This is a genomic window from Natronorubrum bangense, assembly GCF_004799645.1.
GTDB classification, from domain to species: domain Archaea; phylum Halobacteriota; class Halobacteria; order Halobacteriales; family Natrialbaceae; genus Natronorubrum; species Natronorubrum bangense.
Map to the genome: position 1 here is coordinate 1,347,779 of NZ_CP031305.1, position 21,031 is coordinate 1,368,809.

General features: G+C 60.7%; 19 protein-coding genes. 11 read left to right on the forward strand and 8 right to left on the reverse strand.

The window, feature by feature from the left end:
- Positions 1-132: 132 nt before the first annotated feature.
- Entirely contained in the window at positions 133-444 is a 312-nt protein-coding gene (locus DV706_RS06740) for a DUF7521 family protein (RefSeq protein WP_006065384.1), read from the forward strand.
- Between the two features lie 63 nt (positions 445-507).
- On the opposite strand, the gene DV706_RS06745 is transcribed toward DV706_RS06740, so the two are convergent.
- Positions 508-2,940 carry an ATP-dependent DNA helicase gene (locus DV706_RS06745; protein WP_136350929.1) on the reverse strand — a complete coding sequence of 811 codons (2,433 nt, stop codon included), beginning with the start codon at positions 2,938-2,940 and terminating at the stop codon, positions 508-510.
- Positions 2,941-3,125: 185 nt separating this feature from the next.
- On the opposite strand from DV706_RS06745, the gene DV706_RS06750 reads away from it, so the two are divergent.
- Entirely contained in the window at positions 3,126-3,365 is a 240-nt protein-coding gene (locus DV706_RS06750) for a DUF7127 family protein (protein WP_006065381.1), read from the forward strand.
- A 121-nt stretch (positions 3,366-3,486) separates the two neighbouring features.
- A complete protein-coding gene (locus DV706_RS06755; protein WP_006065380.1) occupies positions 3,487-4,080 on the forward strand; it encodes a DUF1684 domain-containing protein in 594 nt (197 codons plus the stop codon).
- A 101-nt stretch (positions 4,081-4,181) separates the two neighbouring features.
- On the opposite strand, the gene DV706_RS06760 is transcribed toward DV706_RS06755, so the two are convergent.
- A complete protein-coding gene (locus DV706_RS06760) occupies positions 4,182-4,862 on the reverse strand; it encodes a class I SAM-dependent methyltransferase (protein ID WP_006065379.1) in 681 nt (226 codons plus the stop codon).
- Positions 4,863-5,094: 232 nt separating this feature from the next.
- Between DV706_RS06760 and DV706_RS06765 the strand changes: the two genes are divergently transcribed.
- From DV706_RS06765 to DV706_RS06780, 4 genes are all read left to right on the forward strand, one after another.
- On the forward strand, positions 5,095-6,234 hold the full coding sequence (locus tag DV706_RS06765; RefSeq protein WP_006065378.1) for an extracellular solute-binding protein: 1,140 nt from the start codon (positions 5,095-5,097) through the stop codon (positions 6,232-6,234).
- A gap of 114 nt (positions 6,235-6,348) precedes the next feature.
- On the forward strand, positions 6,349-7,908 hold the full coding sequence (locus tag DV706_RS06770) for an ABC transporter permease (RefSeq protein ID WP_240756833.1): 1,560 nt from the start codon (positions 6,349-6,351) through the stop codon (positions 7,906-7,908).
- Complete coding sequence (locus tag DV706_RS06775) at positions 7,898-9,100, forward strand: ABC transporter ATP-binding protein (RefSeq protein ID WP_006065376.1); 1,203 nt, start codon at positions 7,898-7,900, stop codon at positions 9,098-9,100. Before DV706_RS06770 ends, DV706_RS06775 begins: the two co-directional genes overlap by 11 nt.
- Positions 9,101-9,129: 29 nt before the next feature.
- A complete protein-coding gene (locus tag DV706_RS06780) occupies positions 9,130-9,708 on the forward strand; it encodes a DUF7090 family protein (RefSeq protein WP_006065375.1) in 579 nt (192 codons plus the stop codon).
- Between the two features lie 281 nt (positions 9,709-9,989).
- Here the strand turns inward: DV706_RS06780 and DV706_RS06785 are convergent, their stop codons facing one another.
- The 4 genes from DV706_RS06785 to DV706_RS06800 all read right to left on the reverse strand — a co-directional run bounded on the left by DV706_RS06785 (position 9,990) and on the right by DV706_RS06800 (position 13,142).
- The gene (locus DV706_RS06785; RefSeq protein WP_006065374.1) at positions 9,990-10,772 is read right to left on the reverse strand and encodes a DUF7089 family protein; all 783 of its coding nucleotides are present in this window, start codon (positions 10,770-10,772) and stop codon (positions 9,990-9,992) included.
- Positions 10,773-11,106: 334 nt separating this feature from the next.
- The gene (locus tag DV706_RS06790; protein WP_006065373.1) at positions 11,107-12,096 is read right to left on the reverse strand and encodes an OapC/ArvC family zinc-ribbon domain-containing protein; all 990 of its coding nucleotides are present in this window, start codon (positions 12,094-12,096) and stop codon (positions 11,107-11,109) included.
- Positions 12,096-12,497, reverse strand: a complete 402-nt coding sequence (locus DV706_RS06795; RefSeq protein WP_006065372.1) for a DUF2073 domain-containing protein — start codon at positions 12,495-12,497, stop codon at positions 12,096-12,098. Before DV706_RS06795 ends, DV706_RS06790 begins: the two co-directional genes overlap by 1 nt.
- Before the next feature lie 6 nt (positions 12,498-12,503).
- Positions 12,504-13,142 carry an Era-like GTP-binding protein gene (locus tag DV706_RS06800; protein WP_006065371.1) on the reverse strand — a complete coding sequence of 213 codons (639 nt, stop codon included), beginning with the start codon at positions 13,140-13,142 and terminating at the stop codon, positions 12,504-12,506.
- A 1,093-nt stretch (positions 13,143-14,235) separates the two neighbouring features.
- On the opposite strand from DV706_RS06800, the gene DV706_RS06805 reads away from it, so the two are divergent.
- Together DV706_RS06805 and DV706_RS06810 are read left to right on the forward strand one after the other, a co-directional pair.
- The gene (locus DV706_RS06805; RefSeq protein ID WP_006065370.1) at positions 14,236-15,840 is read left to right on the forward strand and encodes a Cdc6/Cdc18 family protein; all 1,605 of its coding nucleotides are present in this window, start codon (positions 14,236-14,238) and stop codon (positions 15,838-15,840) included.
- Positions 15,841-15,921: 81 nt separating this feature from the next.
- On the forward strand, positions 15,922-16,377 hold the full coding sequence (locus tag DV706_RS06810; RefSeq protein WP_006065369.1) for a hypothetical protein: 456 nt from the start codon (positions 15,922-15,924) through the stop codon (positions 16,375-16,377).
- Between the two features lie 251 nt (positions 16,378-16,628).
- Here DV706_RS06810 and DV706_RS06815 read toward each other — a convergent pair whose 3' ends face one another.
- Complete coding sequence (locus DV706_RS06815) at positions 16,629-17,615, reverse strand: S24/S26 family peptidase (protein WP_136350831.1); 987 nt, start codon at positions 17,613-17,615, stop codon at positions 16,629-16,631.
- A 141-nt stretch (positions 17,616-17,756) separates the two neighbouring features.
- On the opposite strand from DV706_RS06815, the gene DV706_RS06820 reads away from it, so the two are divergent.
- A complete protein-coding gene (locus DV706_RS06820) occupies positions 17,757-19,325 on the forward strand; it encodes a DNA-directed DNA polymerase II small subunit (RefSeq protein WP_006065367.1) in 1,569 nt (522 codons plus the stop codon).
- 203 nt (positions 19,326-19,528) lie between these two features.
- Positions 19,529-20,434, forward strand: coding sequence for an amidohydrolase family protein (locus DV706_RS06825; RefSeq protein ID WP_006065366.1), 906 nt, complete (start codon positions 19,529-19,531; stop codon positions 20,432-20,434).
- 210 nt (positions 20,435-20,644) lie between these two features.
- Here DV706_RS06825 and DV706_RS06830 read toward each other — a convergent pair whose 3' ends face one another.
- Positions 20,645-21,031: an FAS1-like dehydratase domain-containing protein gene (locus tag DV706_RS06830; RefSeq protein ID WP_006065365.1), complete on the reverse strand. Its 387-nt coding sequence runs from the start codon at positions 21,029-21,031 to the stop codon at positions 20,645-20,647.

The window sequence follows — 21,031 nt, forward strand, 5'->3', positions numbered from 1 at the left end:
CGAATTCCCTCAAACTGAGAACAGACAGCGTTACTAAAGTGGGAGAGTAGCCGACTGCTCGATAACAACGCTGGTGCTCGAGCGAGCGCCGAGTCGTCCACAATCTGGACACGCCGTCGAGTCAGACGATCCATGAACGAATACAGCCTCCTCATCGCGGTTGCGAACACCGCAACACTGCTCACTGGTGGCGCCGTTGCACTGCTCGCTTACCGAGCCTTTCGACGAACTGGATCAGGGGCGTTACGCGCAGTCGCCGTCGGTTTCGGTTTTATCGTCGTCGGCTCGCTGGGCGGTGCAATCGCCCACCTCTTCGGGGGAAGCGTCGCACTCGGCGTGACGATCCAGAGTTCGTTCACCGCTGGTGGGTTCATGATCTTGTTGTACTCGCTGTATGCCAAGACGACGACAACGACGACAGTGACGTTGCGCCGCTCTGACTGAGACGGCGCCGAAAGCCGCTCGGTCAGGTGAGGACGAGCGGCAAGCAGACGCCTCGAGAGCTGACTACGGCCCCGACTCGAGTCGAGATCGGAACCGCTCGAGGCCGAACTCGAGCATATCGGGACTCACTGTCTGGAACTCGCCGTCGTCGGGCAGATACGACTGCACGGAATCCCAGCTCTCGCGAGCGTACCGCTCGTCCAGCAAGACACGGACGCCGACGTCTTCGGGCGAGCGGATAACGCGGCCGATCGCCTGTCGAGCCTTCCTGACGGCAGGGATCGTCAGCGCATACGTAAAGCCGTCCCCGAACGCGTCGTCGTAGGCTCGTCGCACGGCTTTGGTTCGTGGACTCGAGGTGTTGACGATCGGCACACCACAGATAACGGCCGCCGAGAGCCGGTCGCCGCTGTAATCGACGCCCTCAGTCAGGGTGCCCCGAAGACTCGTAACGAGAACCTTCCCCTCGCCCGCGAAGAACTCGTGTTTGAGCGACTGGGTCGTTTCGTCGTCGCTTGCAGCGTCGAGCAACACCGGTTTCTCGAGGCGGGCCTCGAGTTGGCCGGCGATCCACTCGGCCTCGGCGTAGCTTGGCATCCCGACGAGGACGTTGCCCGGGAGGCGGCCGATTCTCGAGATTGCATCGGTGTACGCCGCTCTGGTTGGGTTTTCCTCACCCGGTCTTCCGCGGTTGTCGTAGGTGAATTTCGGGACGGACACCGCAAAGCTCTCGCGGTTTTCCGCAGGGAAGTGTAACCCGTAGCGTCGCTCGACCACGGGTCTGTCTTCCTCGCGAGCGAGATAGTCGAGACCCGTCACTTCGGTGAACGCGTCCATCGGCTCCAACGTTGCACTCATGAGAATTCCGCCGCCAAAGGACCCAAGCCGGTCACCGATCGCGTCGCTTGGCACGCAGTTGTGCAGAGCGAGTCGGGCGCTGTAAGCCCGCCGCCAGGAGTCGGCTGGCTCGGTTTCGTCCCACGTGCGCTCGAGTTCGAGCTCGCGGAAGTAGTCGGTGTGGTCCCGTCGGTACCACTCCCCGAGGATTCGACCCACCGCGGGGGCTGCGCGGGTTCGGTCTCGCGGGCTTCGCCCGCTCGACTGTTCCGAGGTGCTTCGCACCTCGCTATCCTCCTCTTCAGCCTCGTTCAAAATCCGTTCGACGACGGCTCCGACGGATTCGGCACGAACCCACTCGGCGTCGCTGTGGCCTGCCTCGCGCGCCCACGCAGTGAGTTCGTCTTCTGCCGGCTCGGCCGGGTCTCGAAGCGGAATCTCTGCATCGGAAAGCTCGTGGAGATTCGACCGCCATCCCCCGTGATTTCGGTCGAGATACGCCGTCACCCGACGGTCAAGTTCGTCTCGGAGATCGCGGATGAACTCGAGGGTGCGATTCAGTTCCTCGAAGGAGACATCGCTGTCGTCCAGTTCCGCGCGCACGAGATCGGCGTCAGCCGTCTTCGATCCACCCTCGGCGTGTCGCCCCTCGCGTTCGAACTTAATCGGCTGGATAACCCTCGAGAGTTCGGTTTCGGCGTCGCGCAGCGTCGTATCGGCGACGCCGTCGCTGACGAGATCGCGCACGCGTGGCTCTAACATGTGGGCCTCGTCACAGACGACGAACGTCGAGTCATCGAGCAACGCGCCGGTAAACGAGCCAGTCGTCCGCGGGTCGAACGCGTGATAGTAGTTCCCGAGCACGACCTCGGCGTGGCCGAGGACGGCCCCCATGATCGAGTGGGGACAGCTGCCATGAGCTACTGAGCGCGCGATGAGATCCTCGGGCGTGATCATGCCGGCCTCGGTGAAATCGTAGGGAACCGCCTCGCTCGCGTCGCCGTCACTGCCTTCCTCGGGGAGGTCCTCGAGATACTGTGCATAAAATGGGCAGTACTCTGTTTCGGCACCGACGGGGCCGCCGTCCGAGTAGGTCGGCATCTCCGGGGGGTAGGCAGCCGTCTCGCCGGCAGTCTCGAGAAACCGCCCGCTCGGACCGGAGCGGCCGCTGTCAGCGAGGCCGGTCTGTTGTTGGCGTGCGCTTGCGGCGAGGCTTGCAGCGGTCGTCTCGCCTCCCTCGCCGGTGAGATCACGAGTTCGGTCCCGCAGCGTCTCACAGCGGTCGTAGACGTTGCCGTCGTCGATCCCACCCGCCCCTTCGCGGTTGTACGGACAGACGTCGGCCTTTCCAACGAGGGTGAGCCCCGAAACCGGAGTCCAGTCGTCGGGCAGGTTCTCGTTGATCGTCTCGAGGTCGGCTTCGAACTGGCGCAGTTGCTGTTTAACGCTCGTGAGCACGAACACCCGCTCGTAGTCGGTCTCGGGATCGCGCACGAGGTCGATCCCCGCCGTGAGCGCGATCATCGTCTTTCCGGTGCCACAGGCCCCCTCGACGACGGTGTAGCCGTCGTCTCGAGCGGTGTCGATCGTTGTCTCGATGCCGTCGACTTGCTCGTCGTAGGGCTCGGCGTGGCCGAAGATCGAGCGCCAGTCCGTCATGTCTCCCGTACTCATCGTCGGTCCTGCATAGCGTTGACGGAGTGTGTTGGCCGCGTCATCGGTTATAAACCTTCGTCGGTGTCGGCTTGGTCTCGCGGCTGGGTCAAATTCGGCAGCCGACCGTCGTTACCAACGGGAGCGTGTGTAGGGGTGTCACTTTAATTCGGTGAGCCCCTAGCATAGCTATGAAAGTCCCCAAATCCCTCCAGAACGTCGATGACGGCGGCGCAGTCGTCCGAACCCTCGAGTACGAGGACGGCAGCGTCATCGCGGTCGACTTCGGCACTTCGGCCGCCGATATCGCCGTCGACGTCGTCGGCTCGATAGCGATCATCGTCACCGACGACGAGCAGTTCGAGTTCGAACTGCCGCCGGAAGCCAGCGACGTCTCGGTCCACAACGGCGTGTTGACGATCGAGGACTGACGCCAGTCCTGCCGTCGACACCGGACTGAGACGCAGCCATCAGCACCGACACGCACTCCCGAGTGCGAAATCCGCTCGAGCGAAACACAACGCATTCCCCTGCTGCGACGTTAGGTCCAGTATGAGCGATTCCACTGAAACTGACAGCGATGTCGACGTCGAGCGCTGGCGCGACGAACTCGAGTCGAAACGCGACGAGAAAGACGACTTCTTCGCCGAGCACCCGCAGTCGCCGATCCCACCCGAGGAACGCGACGCGTTCGACGGCCTCGAGTACTTCACGCCGGACCCGGAGTACCGCGTGACCGCGACCGTCGAGGCCCACGACGACCCCGAAGTCGTGTTGATGGAGACGAGCGCGGGCCGAGAGATGCGCTATCTGCGCGTGGCGACCCTCGAGTTCGACTTAGAGCGCGAGGACGAGGCCCTCGAGGACGGCACCCACGAACTCGCGGCGTACCAGCTCGAGAGTCCGAACGAGGAACCGCTGTTTATCCCGTTCCGCGATAAGACGACCGGCCAGCAGAGCTACCAGGGCGGGCGCTACATGGAACTGTCGCCGGATCAGGACCTCGCAGATGGCGACGAACTCGTCGTCGATTTCAACCTGGCGTACTCGCCGTTCTGTGCCTACAGCGAGACGTTCGACTGCCCACTCCCACCGGAGGAAAACTGGCTCGAGGTAACGATTCCGGCCGGCGAGCGATTCGAGTAGAGGGTGGCTTCCACTCGAGTCTCAGCTTGAAAACCCACCGAGGGAGGCGTGACTCGAGTCGAAAGAAAGGGGTTGCCAATCGGCGGGGTGTCCAGTCGAAATCAGGGGGCGACGCCGACGGTAAGCAGCGTGCCGAGTTCGCGGTAGCGTTCGACCATCGCCTCGCGAGCGTCCCAGTCGTCGGTCGGGAACGCATCCGCATCGGGGATCGTGATCTCACGATCCGGAACGTGGTCCTGTTCGGCAACGTAGAGGCCGGCGTCGCGGAACGCCTCTCGGTACTGATCGCGATCCCAGCGAGTCATCTCGATCGAGATGTTCGCTTGCCACTCGTGGGAGTAGCTGTTCTCTTCGTAGTAGTTGACCGCACAGTAGAACGTTCCACCAGGCCGGAGAACTCGGGCGATCTCCTCGAGGGTTTGATGCGGGTCTGCAGCGTAGTAAAAGGCCTCCATCGACCAGACGTGGTCGATCGAGTCGTCGGCGAACGGGAGCGAACCGAAATCGCCGACGACGTAACCGACCTGCGGATCGTCGGTGTAGTCGGCGGCGTTTCGGGTCATCTCGGGGGAGCCATCGAGCCCGTAGACCGCACTCGCATCGTAGGTATCCCGCAGGGCACGGCCGGCGTAGCCGCTACCACAGCCCATATCGAGGACGACGTCGCCGGCTTCGACCGGCATCCGTGCGAGCGCGTGTTTGGCGGTGTGCCAGTGGCGCTCTTCCATTCCCTTGTCCCGTCCTTCCGCAGCCCAGTCGTCGAACTCCTCGCGAACGCTCATATCGGGCGATTCGTCCGCGCGTGACTAAACGGGTTCGACCCTTGGCAGGGAAACCACCGGTACATTCTTTAGGATGGCCTAAAAAGACACGTCTCGAAGGGTTTAGGTCAGCCGAAAACCCGTGGGCAACCGGGTTTCGTCGACCGACTAGCTCCTGCTTCTTTCGCCCTTCACCCACTGAACCGTATATTTTCGGAAGGTATTTATGTTTTAGGTCGGCCTAAAACTAGATATGCCAGAACGCGACGACGCGACGTCCATCGGAAGTTCGACGATCGGCCGACGACGCTTCCTCGCTGCCACGGGCGTTTCCGTGGCAGGGATCTCGGGGCTTGCAGGCTGTCTCGGCGGGGCGAGAGAAGACCCCTTCGACGACTACGGACCACAGAGATCGCCTGTAGAGGCGAGTGCCGTTTCCTGGGACGATCTGGGCGACCTCGAGGGCGAGCTAGTGATCTACTCGGCACGAACCTCGGATCAGATCGATCTGCTCTTCGAAAAGCTCGAGGACGAGTACGACGACTTCACGGTCACCGTCGATTACGACGACGAGGGCGACCAGCTGGCGAGCCTCCTCGAAGAAGGGGAAAACAGTCCTGCGGATCTCTTCTACACCCAGTCCTCTGGTGAGTTGGCACGACTCAAACAGGAAGGGCTCGCCCGCGAGCTCCCGGACGACATCGTCGACGCAGTCGAGGAGAACTACCGCGATAGCGACGGCCAGTGGACGGGTGCGTCCGGCCGTGTCCGTGCCGTCCAGTACAACACGGATCACTTCGACGGCGACGACCTCCCCGAGGACATCTTCGCCTACGCCGAGGACGAGCGGTTCAGAGACGTCATCTCGACCCGGCCGAACTCCGGAACCTTCCGCTCGTTCATCGTGGCGATGATCGAAGAGGAAGGCGAAGAGCGCACCCGCGAGTGGGTCAGGGCGATGGTCGACGACCAGAACGCGACGCTCTACAGCGGTGGAACAGAACAGGCCGAAGCCGTCGCAAACGGCGAGCAGGAGATCGCCCTCGGCAACCAGTACTACGCGGGGCGCATCCTCGAGAACGATCCGGACGCACCGATCGACGTCACCTTCACCAGAAACGACCCCGGTTGTCTGTTCAACGTCTCCGGGATCGCGATCCTCGAGGGTGCACAGACGCCGAACCTCGCCGCAGAGTTTACCCGCCACATCCTCGCCGGGGAAGGACAGGAGTTCTTCGTCGAGGCAAACGGCGAGTACCCCATCCTCGAGGGTGTCGACTACATCGGTGACCTGCCGACGCTCGAGGAGATCAACCCCCTCGAGTTCGATCTGAACAAACTCGGGGACACCGAACACGTCAACGACCTCCTCCGAGAAGAGGGCATGCTTTGAGTGACTCGAGTCGACAGTCCCGATTCCGACAGTAGTTTTTAGGAAAGCCTAAATCCCTCCGAAGTTACCTACCGAGTGAGCGATACCGTGGTATCGAATCGACTCGAAAATCTCGTGAATAGGGACGACAGTCAGTCGTCGACTGCGTTGCTCGTCGTGAGCGGGCTGATCGCCGTGGCAGTCGCGTCACCGGTCGTCTGGATCGCCCTGCGTGCGAGAAGGGTCGATCCGGCGAGAGCGGCGGATCTCATGTTCTCGGCTCGGACCGCCGAAATCCTCCTCAACAGTCTCGGCCTGATGGCCGGGGTGACGTTCCTCTCGATCCTGATCGGGGTCCCACTGGCGGTCTTGACCACGCGAACGGACCTCCCGTACCGTCGCCTGTGGACGATCGTCGCTGCCTTGCCGCTCGTGATCCCGAGTTACATCGGGGCGTTCGCGTTCGTCTCCACCTTCGGGCCCTACGGCGAACTGAACTCCGTCCTCGGCGTGGGACTCCCCGACGTCCGTGGGTTCCCCGGGGCCGTGGTCGTGATCACTCTCTACACCTATCCCTACGTCTTCTTGACGACTCGAGCGGCACTGCTGTCGATGGACGCCTCGCTCGTCGACGCCGCACGGACGCTGAACGCCGACCGACTCGAAGCGTTTCGCCGGGTGACCCTACCACAGATCCGGCCAGCGATCGCCGCCGGGTCGTTACTGGTCGCACTCTATGCGATTTCGGACTTCGGGACGCCGGCGTTCATGCAGGTCGACGTCTTCACGCGGGCGATATACTGGGAGTTTGGCGTGCCCAACGTGGAGTATGCGACGCTGTTGTCGCTACAACTGCTCGCGGTGACCGCCGTCGTCCTCCTCATCGAGGCGAAAGTCGGTCAGCAGGACAACGCGAGCGGAGGCGGTGGACGTGGCGCACAGATCCGACTGGGCAAGTGGAAGTGGCCAGCAATGGGCGGCGTCGCCACTCTCGGCGTCGTGACGCTCGTCGTCCCGATCGCGATCTTCAGTATGTGGCTGCTGCGAGGAACCGGGGGAGAAGCACCGTCGTACGCCTTCGAGTGGGGATATGCGATCAACTCCGTCTACCTCGCCGCCTTGGCGGCGCTCGTCGCAGTCGTGCTCGCTCTTCCCGTGGGATACCTCTCGGCGCGGTCTGACTCGCCACTCGCCCGACTGTTCGAACGGGCGACCTACGTCGGCTTCGCGGTTCCCGGAATCGTCATCGGCCTCGCACTCGTGTTCTTCGGTGCGAACTACGCCTCCTGGATCTATCGGACTGTTCCGCTACTCGTGTTCGCCTACGTCGTGCGCTTTCTCCCACAGGCAGTCGGAACGACACGCGCGTCCGTACTCCAGGTCGACGAGAAGTTGCCCGAAGCCGCACGGACGCTGAACGCAGGGAGAAGAGAGACGTTCCGGCGGGTGACTCTCCCACTGATCGCTCCAGGAGTCGTCGCCGGTGGCGTGCTCGTCTTCCTGACCACGATGAAAGAACTGCCGGCAACCCTGATGCTCCAGCCCATCGGAATGGAGACCCTGGTGACACTCATCTGGAGCGCCCACGGCACCGCCTACTACCGCTACGCCGCACTTCCAGCACTTATCCTCGTGGTGATCTCCGGACTCTCGATGCTGATCTTGCTACGACAGGAGGACAACAATGTCAGCTGACGACCAACAGATCGGACGGTCCCGATCGACGACCGAAGAATCGACCGCAACCACAGACACGAACGCCGGCATCTCGAGTCAGACCATCCTCGAGGTCACAAGTGTCACGAAACGGTTCGGCACCGAGACCGCCGTCTCGGAGCTCTCGCTGTCGGTCCAGGACGGGGAGTTCCTCACCTTCCTCGGGCCCTCCGGCTGTGGGAAGACAACGACATTGCGGCTGATCGCCGGCCTCGAGCAGCCCGATGACGGCGTTGTCGAACTCGACGGCGACCGCGTCGCCGACCCCGAGAGTGGAACGTTCGCCCCGCCCGAAAACCGGGACGTCGGCGTCGTCTTCCAGGATTTCGCGCTGTTCCCGCACATGAGCGTCGCCGAGAACGTCGCCTTCGGTCTCCAGGGGTGGGACGACGACAGCACGGACAACCGCGTCACTGAGTTACTCGAGCTCGTCGGGCTGGCCGACAAAGAGGAGGCCTATCCGGAGACCCTCTCGGGCGGCCAGCAACAGCGCGTCGCACTCGCTCGCTCGCTTGCACCCGAACCCGACGTCCTCTTGCTCGACGAGCCGTTCTCGAACCTCGATGTCGATCTCCGCGTCGAGATGCGCGAGGAAGTACGGCGAATCGTCAAGGAAGCGGGTGTTACGACCATCTCCGTCACCCACGACCAGGAAGAAGCGTTGTCGATCTCCGATCGGGTCGCCGTGATGAGCGATGGCCGACTCCAGCAGGTCGACACCCCTGAAGCGGTGTTCCAGCGGCCGAAATCCCGATTCGTCGCCGAGTTTCTCGGCCACGCGAGCTTTCTGTCCGGCGACGTCGACGGCGACCGCGTCCGAACCACGCTCGGCCCGATCGGTCGGGACCGAATCCACGGGCTCTCAGTCGAATACGACCGAACCGAAATCGACGTTCTGGTCCGCCCTGATGACCTCCTGGCTCGCCCGGCGGCGGACAGTGACGCCGATGGTCAGGTCATCTATCGCCGGTATCTTGGCCCAACCGTCCTCTATCGGGTCGAACTCGAGAGCGGTGAGGTCGTCGAAGCGATGCACAACCACTCCGATCGCCTCGAACTCAACGCGCCGGTGACCGTCGAACTCGCGGCCGACCACGGGTTCGCCTGGTTCCCACTTGAAACAGACGACGCGAGTGTGCACCACCAGCAAGAGCCACACCCGCAATCTTAAGTCAATCCCGAAAGTTGTTCACGCCAATAATGGAGTATTCGCTCGAGATCGACGGCACACCGGACACAGTACCTGGCGGGACAGGCGTTCTGTTGTTGCATCCAAGCACCGGCGAAACCGACCGTATCGACACTGATTTCCTCAAAACCGATACCGACCACTTCCTCGTCGTCTCCACCCGAACAACTGCCCGCGAAGTCAGACAGAAACTCGAGTACTACGACGTCGACGAAGAATGCGCCGAAATTCTCGACACGCTGAGCATCGAACGAGGCTACTCTCGGCGAACGAGTGACACCGTCCACTACGTCGCCGCCCCCGACGACGTCGACGGCATCGTCGAACACATCGATGGCTTCCTCGAGGCCCACGACGGCAAACTTCGACTCAGCTTCGACTCAGTCACCGAACTCGCTTACTACGCCGGCGACGACGAAGCGCTCGACGCCGTCGAACGCATCCTGAACCTGCTCGAAAAACACGACGCTGTCGGGCTCTTCCACGTCTCCGAAGAACCGCACGACGAATCACTCGTCGACGAGTTCCGCACTCGCTTCGACGGCATCATCGATCTGGACGCAGACGGCAGCATCGACGCCGAGTTCTGATCGTCGTCGCAACGCGCCGTCCACCTACTGGTTCAGCCCCAAACTGTAATCGCACAGCGACGGCTGGGTTCGGCCACTCGAGACGAATCACGCCACGATCCAATACGTGGCGCGTACGAACTGCCGTTCGATCCGAAAAAATGCACCCCGAAACGACGGTCGACTCGAAAGAGAGGGGGAGCGGCCACGGTCACACTCGGCACTGATCGCTGCGTGGATTTCAGTCACAGCGAACCGGTACCCGCGGTGGTCACAGACGATGCAAATAACTCGTCTGGCCGTTAGTCAGCGAGCGATTCAAATGTCTTTTCAGCCCACTTGATCCCGTACTCGGGACCGTGGTCCCGGTAGGCGTCGGTGTCAAGCGCCGCAAACGGCGCTGGCAACTCGATTGCGTGTTTGATCGCTGCACACGCGAGCTCTGTCGCGTCCGCAAACTCCGTCTCGCCGCGGGCAACCGCACGCGGCAGCCCCGAAACGCGGTCCTCGAGTCGAGTTCCAGCATCTTGCCAGGCCGCAGCGAGTTCGGGATGATCATCGTGCCAGCCCGCAAAGACGTCCCGTGTCTGGAGGCCGACCCAGCCATCGTACAGCGCTGCTGCCACCTGATACGTGCTACTCGGGCCGAGCGCGACCGCTCGATCGAGTTCGCGGTAGTCAGCCTCGAAAAAGCCGAGGAACTGTTCGGGCACCTCGAGATCGAGTTCAACGAACGCCTCGGCAAGCAGAAAGTCGACGAAGGCGTCTGGCGACCCCTCAACACGAGGTTTTACGATGACGAGTGGCGGATCGGTCTGGCGCGTCCAGACGACACTGCCATCGCCAGGCATCCCGATCGTCAGGTCCGAACTCGCGTAGCGAGCGAGCAGGGTTGGTGCGTCGTCGGGCAGCCACGCTGTCGGATAGCTCGCGGGCTCGAGCGAGTCGACGAGGAGGCCAAGATCCTCCGCCTGTGCAGGCGGCAGCGTCTCGAAATCACGTTCACAGTCGAGTACCTGCACGTCGGGCGCGTAGACGTCCCGAACTGCCTCGACCGGACTCGAGAGCTCGCGGCCGTCGAACATCAGACGAGGACCATCTGCGAGATGACCAGCAGCGACAGCAGTGCCGATGCAGCGATCGTCGTGAGGACGACCTTGGTTGGTGTGCTCATACAGAACCCCACTCAGTCACGTCGCTTAAATCCATCTTTCTCGACCGAAACGGTTTCGAGAAAACACGGGACGGGGAGCCCTTCGACGGGTAGCGATATAAAGTCGTTTCACCAGTTTGTGTGATCGACAGACACACCACCAATTCATCTGGAGCCGAATTTGGCCATGAATACACACGGGAGACGGTGCAATAGAGGGTTACAGTCGAAACAGAGGGGTGTCACTGACGCAGAATTCAGAGCCGTTATGCGCCGTCATCGGCATGCCACGAGTCGGGAACGTCGATGATGTAGCGGCCATCCTCTTGCAGCGAAATAATGTATTCCTCGCGGTTGTACAGCTCCATCAAGTTGAGTTCGTACTGGCCAGGGCTGACGATCTTGATGCTCTCGAACTGCTCGTTGAGTTCCGCCCGAAGCTCTTCGATGGATGGCTGATCGCCCGACGGTTCGCTGACAACCCGGCCATGCTCCGGTGGCTGTGATTCCACGTCACCGACTGGATCAGTCGACGGCGTCGGCTCGCCAGTCGTTGCATCCGGCTCATGCCGAGCGGTGTCGGTGGGCAGATCGGCCGACGAAACCACCTCGCTTCGGGCGTCGGCCTGGGCCGTGTCTTCACTCTCTTCGCGTGTCGAGTGACCAACGTTCGTGTTCGACGGGTCAGACGATGCATCGACGGGAGATGCGGACTCGAAGGTGGCGCGCTCACGCTGGGTGTGGCCAGACTCACCGTTCGGTTCTGTCGATCGGTTCTCGGGTCGACGGGCCGTCTCCGGCCACTTGCTGAACTCCGCTGTCTCGGCGCGCTGGTCGGTTTCGACTGGATTCTCCTGTCCAGGCCAGGAGCCGTCAGGCTGCTCGTGCGGAGTCCTGTCGGCCGAACGGCTCCGGTCGTCGGAGTGAACCTGTTCGTCGGGTTCAGTCGGCGTGGCTGACAGATCGCTATCTGTCACACCGTGGTCGACCGACTGCTCCGACTCCGTCGAAACCCACCCGCGAACAGTCTCTGCGGCGCGTTTGACAGTTCCGGAGGAGTTGCCTGTCCCGGAAGCATCTACGACGTTTTCACCGTTCGAAGCGGCTGATTTCGACGGCGCCGACTCGGTCGACCCACTCGTCGTCCCGGCGGGTGCGAACTGAAACTTGTTCCCACCACAGTTAGGACACCCTGACAGCATCTCTTTGGATCCGTCAGGGAACGTTCGGCCGCAGTTCGTGCATTCGTGTGGCATTAGTCTCGAGACACGAGTGCGCTGATCAGCGTTTCGTCCTTGTGGAGCGTTTCGATCTGGTTAGCTGGACCGATGACGGTCAGCTTCGCCGCTGACTCGTCGCCGCCCATGATGCGGCCAAGCAGCGAGGAGTTGCGCGCCTCCGATTTCGGATACGTCTCGATCTCGATACCGTTGAATTCGTCAGGACTGATCTCAGCCATCGTCACCTCGATGAGTCGGCTCTCTTCGTCCGGAGACAGGCCCTCCTCCAAGATGACGATGTTCCCATCGTGGACGCCATCGAGAATCATCCGGATCTTCTCCATGGTCGCCATTCCATCCATACGTTCGCCACTAATCAGGTCGATCTGGACACCGTCGGACGCGTCCGGGTCATCGGTGTTGGTTGCTTTTGGCATTGACTCTCACCCGAAGTACTCCGCGATGTTTGCGTAGACTTCGTCCATGTTCTCGCCTTCCTTGGCCGACAGCGGCACTGTCTTGTGCTGTGGGAAGGCGTCCTCGATCCGCTTGACACTCGAGTCATCGAGGTCAATCTTGTTCGCGAAGATCAGCACCGGAAGATCACGGGATTCGATAATACCGATCAACATCGTGTTGACCTGCGTGATCGGGTCCTCCGCGCTGTCGAGGACGTAGATGACGCCATCGACGTCCTCACGAAGCCAGTGCATCGCTTCCGCGACGCCTTCGGTGGCTTCGCGAGAACGGCGGATCGCGTCGTCTTTATCCATTTCATCGGTGAACTCCTCGTAGTCGACTTTGGTCGTCACACCGGGCGTGTCGACGATATCAATTGTCACCGATTTTCCATTTCGTTCGATCTCGACGTCCTCTTTTCTTCGCGCGCGACGTGTTTCGTGTGGAACGTGGCTCTCCGCACCGATGGCGTCACCAGTCCAGTCTCGAGCGATTCGATTGGCAAGCGTTGTTTTTCCGGCGTTCGGTGGACCGTAGATACCGATTCGTTTGGGTTCCTCTTCCGCAAACAGGCGGTCCGTAACCCGAGAGATACTATCTTTAAGTTCTGTGAACAGTCCCATCTGTGGGGCCCTCCAGCACCGCGGGGTGCATCTGCGCGTACTACAAACTGAACTCACTTAAGCCTACGTCAGACGTGTAGACTGTTCAATAAGTATGAGTTGTCAGCACTGAGAATACTAGTGATATTAACAGCCATGTCGGCAGGTATTTCATGTCATGGCATGTGGTGACTGTTCAGATCGTCGTCGAAGCAACCCCCACCCCTTCGTTTCGACTGGAGACTGCCAAGAGGGTGGCCCGCCACTGAGGAGTCTTGGACTCATTCCGGGGTGAAAATCGGTCAAAACCTCCAATATCACGGTGGAAACAGGGCTCAGCTGTCCGTATTCGATGTGATCGAGTGTTCTAGTAACTCGAGCTGCTAAGAGGGAGCGTTCTAGGAGTTCCTAGTAATAACAACAACTTCACCTAGTAAGATTCTCGTTTTGCTAGTGCTACGGACCGTGTTTCTCACCCACCCAAATAAAACTTCCCGTTGTAAAGACTCCCCCTCCCCCACCCCCTCTCTCGGAAGGTTCCACCTGAAACGAAGGGGTGGGGGGTTAGGCTACTCTCTGGACTGATCATGCTTGTTGCTAACTCATCATCTCATTATTTCCTTAATTCACATTCATTCTCGTGCCACCTGCATAATACTCTCGTGAAGGACAGCCTTCTTACAATCTCGCTTATGTACAGTCGATACGCTGTCACAGTTACGGACGGCTTGGGCAGTCTGATCGCGTCAATCATCTGAAACGCGCCATCTCTCGGAGTCGGATGCGCTATCAAAACTCACGAGCCCGAGTCACGCTTGATCCAGCGGACCCGAAACGGACGTCTCTCGAGCACCTGTCATTTGGAATAAGCGTCTACTACCACCGAACTGGCCTGTTATGGCCGGTAGACGGCCGAACAACTCTCGGTTCGCTGGTAGCCACTGATTGAAGGGAAGAATTTAATACCGTGCTTTTCCTCTGTTTCGTTTGCATCAACTGGACTCGAGCCAGGAACGCAACAGCGGAGGTCGGCCTCGCTGGGCCATCCCCGTTCCGGTATTCCTGTCTTCGGATCCGAGATTCCACTCGAAACGAGGGGGTATGTATACGACGGATGTCAGACGATGATTCAGAGCCGACGGGGTCCGAGCAAGCCGATATCGACGAGACACGCGGATTTTCGAACCTCGAGGGAACTGATCTCGGCGGTGAGGAGTCGAGTCAGGGACTGTTCGACGACTTACTCAGCGGCGAACCGATCTTTGAGAACAAGGAAGTCCTTCGTCCATCCTATACGCCACACGAACTCCCGCATCGAAGCGACCAGATCAACAAGATGGCGACGATTCTCGTCGCCGCACTGCGTGGTGAAACGCCGTCGAACATCCTGATCTACGGCAAGACCGGAACGGGGAAGACGGCGAGTGCGAAGTTCGTCAGCAAGGAACTCGAGAGCACCTCTCAGAAGTACAGCGTTCCGTGTGATGTCGAGTACATCAACTGTGAGGTCACCGACACGCAGTATCGCGTGCTCGCACAGCTGGCAAACAAGTTCATCGAAAAAAACAAGGCCCGGATCGACGACCGGATCGAAGAACTCGAGGCACTACTCGACGCCGTCGACGAACACGGAGAAGCCACCTCGTCTGATACCACCGCTGGTTCGACTCGAAACGACACTGACGCTCCTTCCGTATCCAGTACCACAGACGAGCCTGCAGCCGACGTGACTGGAGAATCCACATCGACCCACCCCCTCGAGTCGACACCGTTTACCGATCGCAGCGAGATCGACGCGCGCATCGAACACCTCGAGGAAGACAAAGACTCATTCGAGGAGGTGCCGATGACCGGGTGGCCGACCGACCGCGTCTACAGCGTCTTTTTCGATGCCGTCGATTACGACGAGCGCGTCGTCGTCATTATGCTAGACGAGATTGACAAACTCGTCGAGAAAAGCGGCGACGACACGCTCTACAATCTCTCACGGATGAACTCCGAACTCAAGAACTCTCGCGTGTCGATCATCGGTATCTCGAACGACCTGAAGTTCACTGACTTTCTCGATCCGCGTGTCAAGTCCTCGCTGGGCGAAGAGGAGATAGTCTTTCCACCCTACGACGCCAACCAGCTCCGGGACATCCTCGAGCATCGGTCGGAGGTCGCGTTCAAGGAGAGTGCGCTGTCGGACGACGTGATCCCACTGTGTGCGGCGTTCGCTGCCCAGGAACACGGCGACGCGCGTCGCGCGTTGGACCTGCTTCGAACCGCAGGAGAACTGGCCGAACGCTCTCAGACGGAGACGATCGTCGAAGAACACGTCCGGCAGGCTCAGGACAAGATCGAACTCGATCGCGTCGTTGAGGTCGTCCGCACACTGCCGACACAGAGCAAGCTCGTCCTCTTTGCGATCATCCTCCTCGAGAAAAACGGCGTACATAGCATCAACACGGGCGAGGTGTTCAATATCTACAAACGTCTCTGTGAGGAGATCGATGCCGACGTCCTGACCCAGCGACGAGTGACAGATCTCATTAGCGAACTCGACATGCTCGGCATCGTCAACGCTGTCGTCGTCTCGAAGGGCAGATACGGCCGGACGAAAGAGATCAGCCTCTCGGTCCCACTCGAAGAGACGGAGGCCGTTTTGCTCTCGGATTCTCGATTGAGCAGTATCGACGACGTCCAGCCGTTCGTTCAGGCGCGATTCGAAAACTGAACCACCGATTCGAGAGCTGTACCACCGATTTTCCGGATCTAAGCCGACGGGCTGATAGTCCTCGAGTTGTTTCGACTCGATATGAACCGACGGGCAGTACTCGCTAGCACGGCAGGACTCGTCTCGATGGCTGGCTGTCTCTCCGACGACGGCCCCGACCACGAGTACGAGCGCGGCGACATCGAGATCGTGATCGACGGCGACGAGTTCGACCTCTCGGCGGATCGCTTCCAGTCAGAACACGCCGATGACTACTCAATGAACTTCCACCTCCACGAGATGGACGACCACTGGTACAACGACTACCCCGAGAGCGGAGAGCGGATCACGTTCGCTGAGGGGATCGATCTGCTTCCGGAGTTTGCCTACGAAGAAGCCGATGGCGAACACGCCGTCACTATCGACGACACGGAGTACGACGGCCGCGAGGACGACACTGAACTCACGTTTTTCGTCGACGACGAGCAGGTCGATCCGACCGAGCATGCCGTTCGGGACGGGGATTCGCTTCGACTCGAGATTACGACCGGAGCGTAGTCGCTGTGACCAGCGTGACCAGCGAGTAGTCGTTGCGACTGGTGGTTGGCCGGACATGAGCGGTCGCTATAGTCACCACTGAAACGATTTACACACCGATCGCGATGTCGTCCTGCAATCGGGTGTGTACTGATTTCCAGTAGTTACTATACTCAACGCCGTCGTTTCGACTCGAGGACCGATTCGCCGGGAATCATCTCACCGTCAAAATCCAACTACAGGCTGTCGAAATTCAACTGCGGACTGGCGATTTAGCTCCGCCGTCGACCGATAGCGACGGCGACGCTGGCGGTGGCTCCGGCCACTCCGGTCACACCGGCGACGCTAGCCTGGGCCGCGGTTGCACTGGAACCGATGGCTGTTGCCGACGCGCTCCCGATGACCGGAGTCGGGGCGAGCATCCCGCCCAGAATCGCGTCGAACGTCAGCCGAACGTGGCCAAGCCACGGGACGCGGAACATCGCTTTTCCAGTGACCCACTCACTTCTGACGACGTCTGTTTGGGCACCACCCTGATGCTGGTCGTAGCCGCTGTTCGCATCGCCTTTCGTGATGAACCCGTCGTGATTTGCGGGACAGGTCTGGATGTCAGCGCAGGTCGCATCGCCGATGATATCCTCGTTGGCTTTGGTGTCGACCCAGTTCTCGCCCTCTTCGACCCAGAAGTGAGCACGGTGTATCACCGGTGTCTGGCGGTCGTCTCCGTTCGGCCGGAAGACGATGACGTCGCCAGCCTCACCGAACTTCTCGTGTCCGCTTGCTTCGCCATGCTCGAGGGGGACGACACCGGTACCTTCGACGGGATTATCACCGACGTAGCGGTCGTCATCGACGACGAAGATGAGATCGCCCCGGTGCATGTTCGGCTCCATACTGCCGCTTTCGACGGCGACCAGTGGCGGCCAGACTCCGCTGAGGCCAAAGAGAAGCAAGCCGATGACTGCGACGATGGCGACGCTGCTTGCAACGTCTCGAGCGAGGACGACGCTCTCGTTTTCGGATTTCAGAAGCCAGCGGACGACGCCGTCGTCTTCGATCGTTACGCTGTCGGTGCCGGCGGCTTTCTCGGGCGATTCGGATGACGCCTCCGGTGGCGTCCAATCGTCAGTATCGCGTCGGTCCTGCCGGTCACGATCGCGGTCGTTCTGTCGAGTACGATCGTCGGTGGACCGACCACCAGAGTCGTCTGTGGAATCTCCAGAATCGTCAGGTGGGCCACCGGGGCTAGGGCCGCTCATCGTCACCCGTTTTGCTGGGGCTCACAATCAACCTTCTGTTCGCACCACCAGAACTGAAACTGTCCACGAGTGTGCTGTCGGCTCGGCCACCGATCGCCGCATTGCGGTATCCTTTTCTTTTCGCTCACGAATGCGAGAGGTGTGCCACTCGAGGCGTCAGCCCGGATCGTCAGCGAACTCACAAGCCGTGGGTACAACGCTGAACGCGAGGCAGTAACACAGCTCTCGTCGGCAGACGATCCACACGCAGCCCTCGAGCGCGTTATGGAGGCGGTGTCTGATGATACCCTGGTGGTTCGAACCGAACACGTCCAAGCAGCGCTTGCGGCGACTGGTTCGGATGCGAACTCGACGGCTGGCGGCCGGGAACCGTCGCCCGGACACGACGCTGACGACCCCTCCGTTTCGACTGGAACGTCGGCACCGAATCCGGCAGCCACGGATGGTGCGACTCCAGTCGAAACGGGGGGGTCTTCGGACGCCGGACGGTCGGCCAACCCCGACCTCCGATCGCTCGAGATTATCGGTGATATGACCGGCGAAAGCACGGGGACCGGCGAGTATAGCGACTTCGTCTCCGTCTTCCGAGATCGTCTCGAGCGACTCGGCTCGAAACTTCGAGGGCGGATCAACCACCGGCCAGCAACGGCGATACAGAACATGCCCGGTGGCGGTGAGGTCGGGATGGTTGGGTTGGTCAACGATATTCGATCGACCGCGAGCGGCCACTGGCTGGTCGAACTCGAGGACGCGACGGGAACGTTCCCGTGGCTGGTGATGAAAGATCGAGAGTACGCCGATCTGGTCGGCGAGTTGCTCTGCGATGAGGTGTTAGCGATGGAAGGGACGCTCGCTGATGACTCTGGGATCGCCTTCGTCGACTCGATGTACTTTCCCGACATCCCGCGAACGCACGAGCCATCGACGGCTGACCGCCACGTACAGGCGGCGCTGATCAGCGACGTCCACGTCGGCAGCCAGGAGTTCATGCACGACGCCTGGAACCGGTTTACCGACTGGCTGCACACGAAACAGGCCCAACACGTCGAGTATCTGTTGATCGCGGGCGACATGGTCGAGGGCGTCGGGATCTATCCCAATCAGGACGAAGAACTCGACATTATCGACATCTACGAGCAGTACGAGGTGTTCAACGAGTATCTCAAGCAGGTGCCCGGCGACATCGAGATCGTCATGATCCCGGGCAACCACGATGCTGTCCGCCTCGCAGAGCCCCAGCCCGGATTCAACGAGGATCTTCGAACGATCATGTCGGCCCACGATCCACGAATCGTGAGCAACCCCTCGACAGTGACGCTTGAGGGCGTCTCCGTGTTGATGTACCACGGCGTCAGTTTGGACGAGGTCATCGCCGAACTCCCCGAGGAGAAAGCGAGCTACGAGGAGCCACACAAGGCGATGTACCAACTGCTCAAAAAGCGCCACGTCGCTCCCCAGTTCGGGGGCCACACACGACTGGCACCGGAAGAGCAGGATTATCTCATTATGGAAGACGTTCCTGACATCTTTCACACCGGCCACGTCCACAAACTCGGCTTCGGCAAGTACCACAACGTCCTCGCCATCAACTCCGGCTGCTGGCAGTCCCAGACCGACTTCCAGAAAAGCGTCAACATCGATCCTGACGCCGGCTACGCCCCGATCGTCGATCTCGATACGCTCGACGTGACCGTCCAGAAGTTCAGCTAAATCGTTCGAGTCCCACACCGATTCATACGGTCTGCTGTACCGATTTACCGCCGATCACCGGTCCCGTCTCTGGTGATCGGCGGTAACTGACGACAGCAGTCCGTATCAGACTCGAGGGTCTGACTCCGTTCATGTCTCGCCGGTTGCAGTACACCTATCTAACAGCCTCGTGAGCATGGTACACACGACCGCTGTTGTTTCCCATGTCACCCTCCGAGTCACAGACGTCATCCGAGGAGCAATCGGCCGCTTTCACCCCGGCGATCGATGCCCACACGCACCTGTTTCCCCAGCGACTCGCCGCCGCGATTCGTCGGTCGCTCAGTGACGAGGCCGGCTGGGAGTTCTCGAGTCCGACGACGCGTCCGGGTATCGAGACTGTCCTCCGTGCGGCGGGCGTCGAGGCCTACGTCGCCCTCCCGTATGCACACAAGGCCGGCATCGCCCGCGGGTTGAACGACTGGCTGCTCGAGCACGCCGCCGACTCCGACATGATGCTTCCGTTCGCGACGGTTCACCCTGATGACGAGGCTGTCGGCGAAATCGCCAGCGACGCGTTCGACGCGGGCGCTCGAGGCCTGAAAATTCATTGTCCTGTCCAAGAGTGTCGCCCCGCAGACTCACGACTCGAGCCAGCGCTCGAGGTCGCGGCAGCGCACGATCGGCCGATCACCTATCACGGCGGGACGGCACCGATGTTCGAGCGCACCGAGTTCGTCGGTGCCGACGCCTTTGCCGAACTGATCGACTCCTACCCGGATGTGCGAGTCTGCTGTGCGCATATGGGCACCTACGAGGTCGACCGGTTTCTCGCGTTCGCCCGCGAGCACGAGACTGTCTACCTCGATACGACGTTCGCGATGTCGACCTCGGCCGAGGAGACGATGGGCTTCGATCCCTCGACGATCACGGACGACACCCTTACCGAGCTCTCGGACTCCATTATGTACGGCTCGGACTTCCCGAACATTCCCTACCCCTACCGCAACGAACGGGCCGGGTTGCTGGCTCGTGATCTCCCTCGAGAGACGACTCGAGACCTCTTTTATCGGACGGCTGCGGACTACCTCGGACTCGACGTCGAGGGCGGCCTCGAGCTCCCAGTCTGACCGTTCGATGGCGCTGTTGCCCGCTCATACTGCCGGACAACACGATTCACGCACCGATCGTACGCGAACGATCGTCGCCGACGAGCCGTGAGACGCGATCGGGCGGGTACTGCTACTGCCGGACAGAGCTCTTGTGAGAATTCGCCGCATCCGTTCGGCGAATTCTCTTCATTGACTTCTATCCGGCGGTATGACTGTTGTCTGGCAGTATCAGGATATCTTCCAGATGAGGCCCTCGATATCGCCGGTGAGAACGGACTCCCCATTGCTGTTCGTACACTCGACATCGACGGTGACGGCGTAGCGGTCGCCCTGTTCGTCGACGGTGTCGAACGTCCACAGACAGGTGATCTGCTCGCCAGTGTAGACCGGCTGGCGGAACTGGAACGTCATCTCCGTTGCAAGGACCTCGAGATCGCCGCCGATTTTCGTCGGCAGCGTCGCAGTCAACAGGCCGTGGACCAGCAGTCGCCCGTCCTTGTCGGGCTCCGTATGCTGATCCTGTCTGTCGCCCGACAGCGCTGCGAACCGTTCGACGTCGCCGGTCGTGAACGTTCGTTCGAACGTGTGTGTCTCGCCTTCGATTGGCCCCTCCAT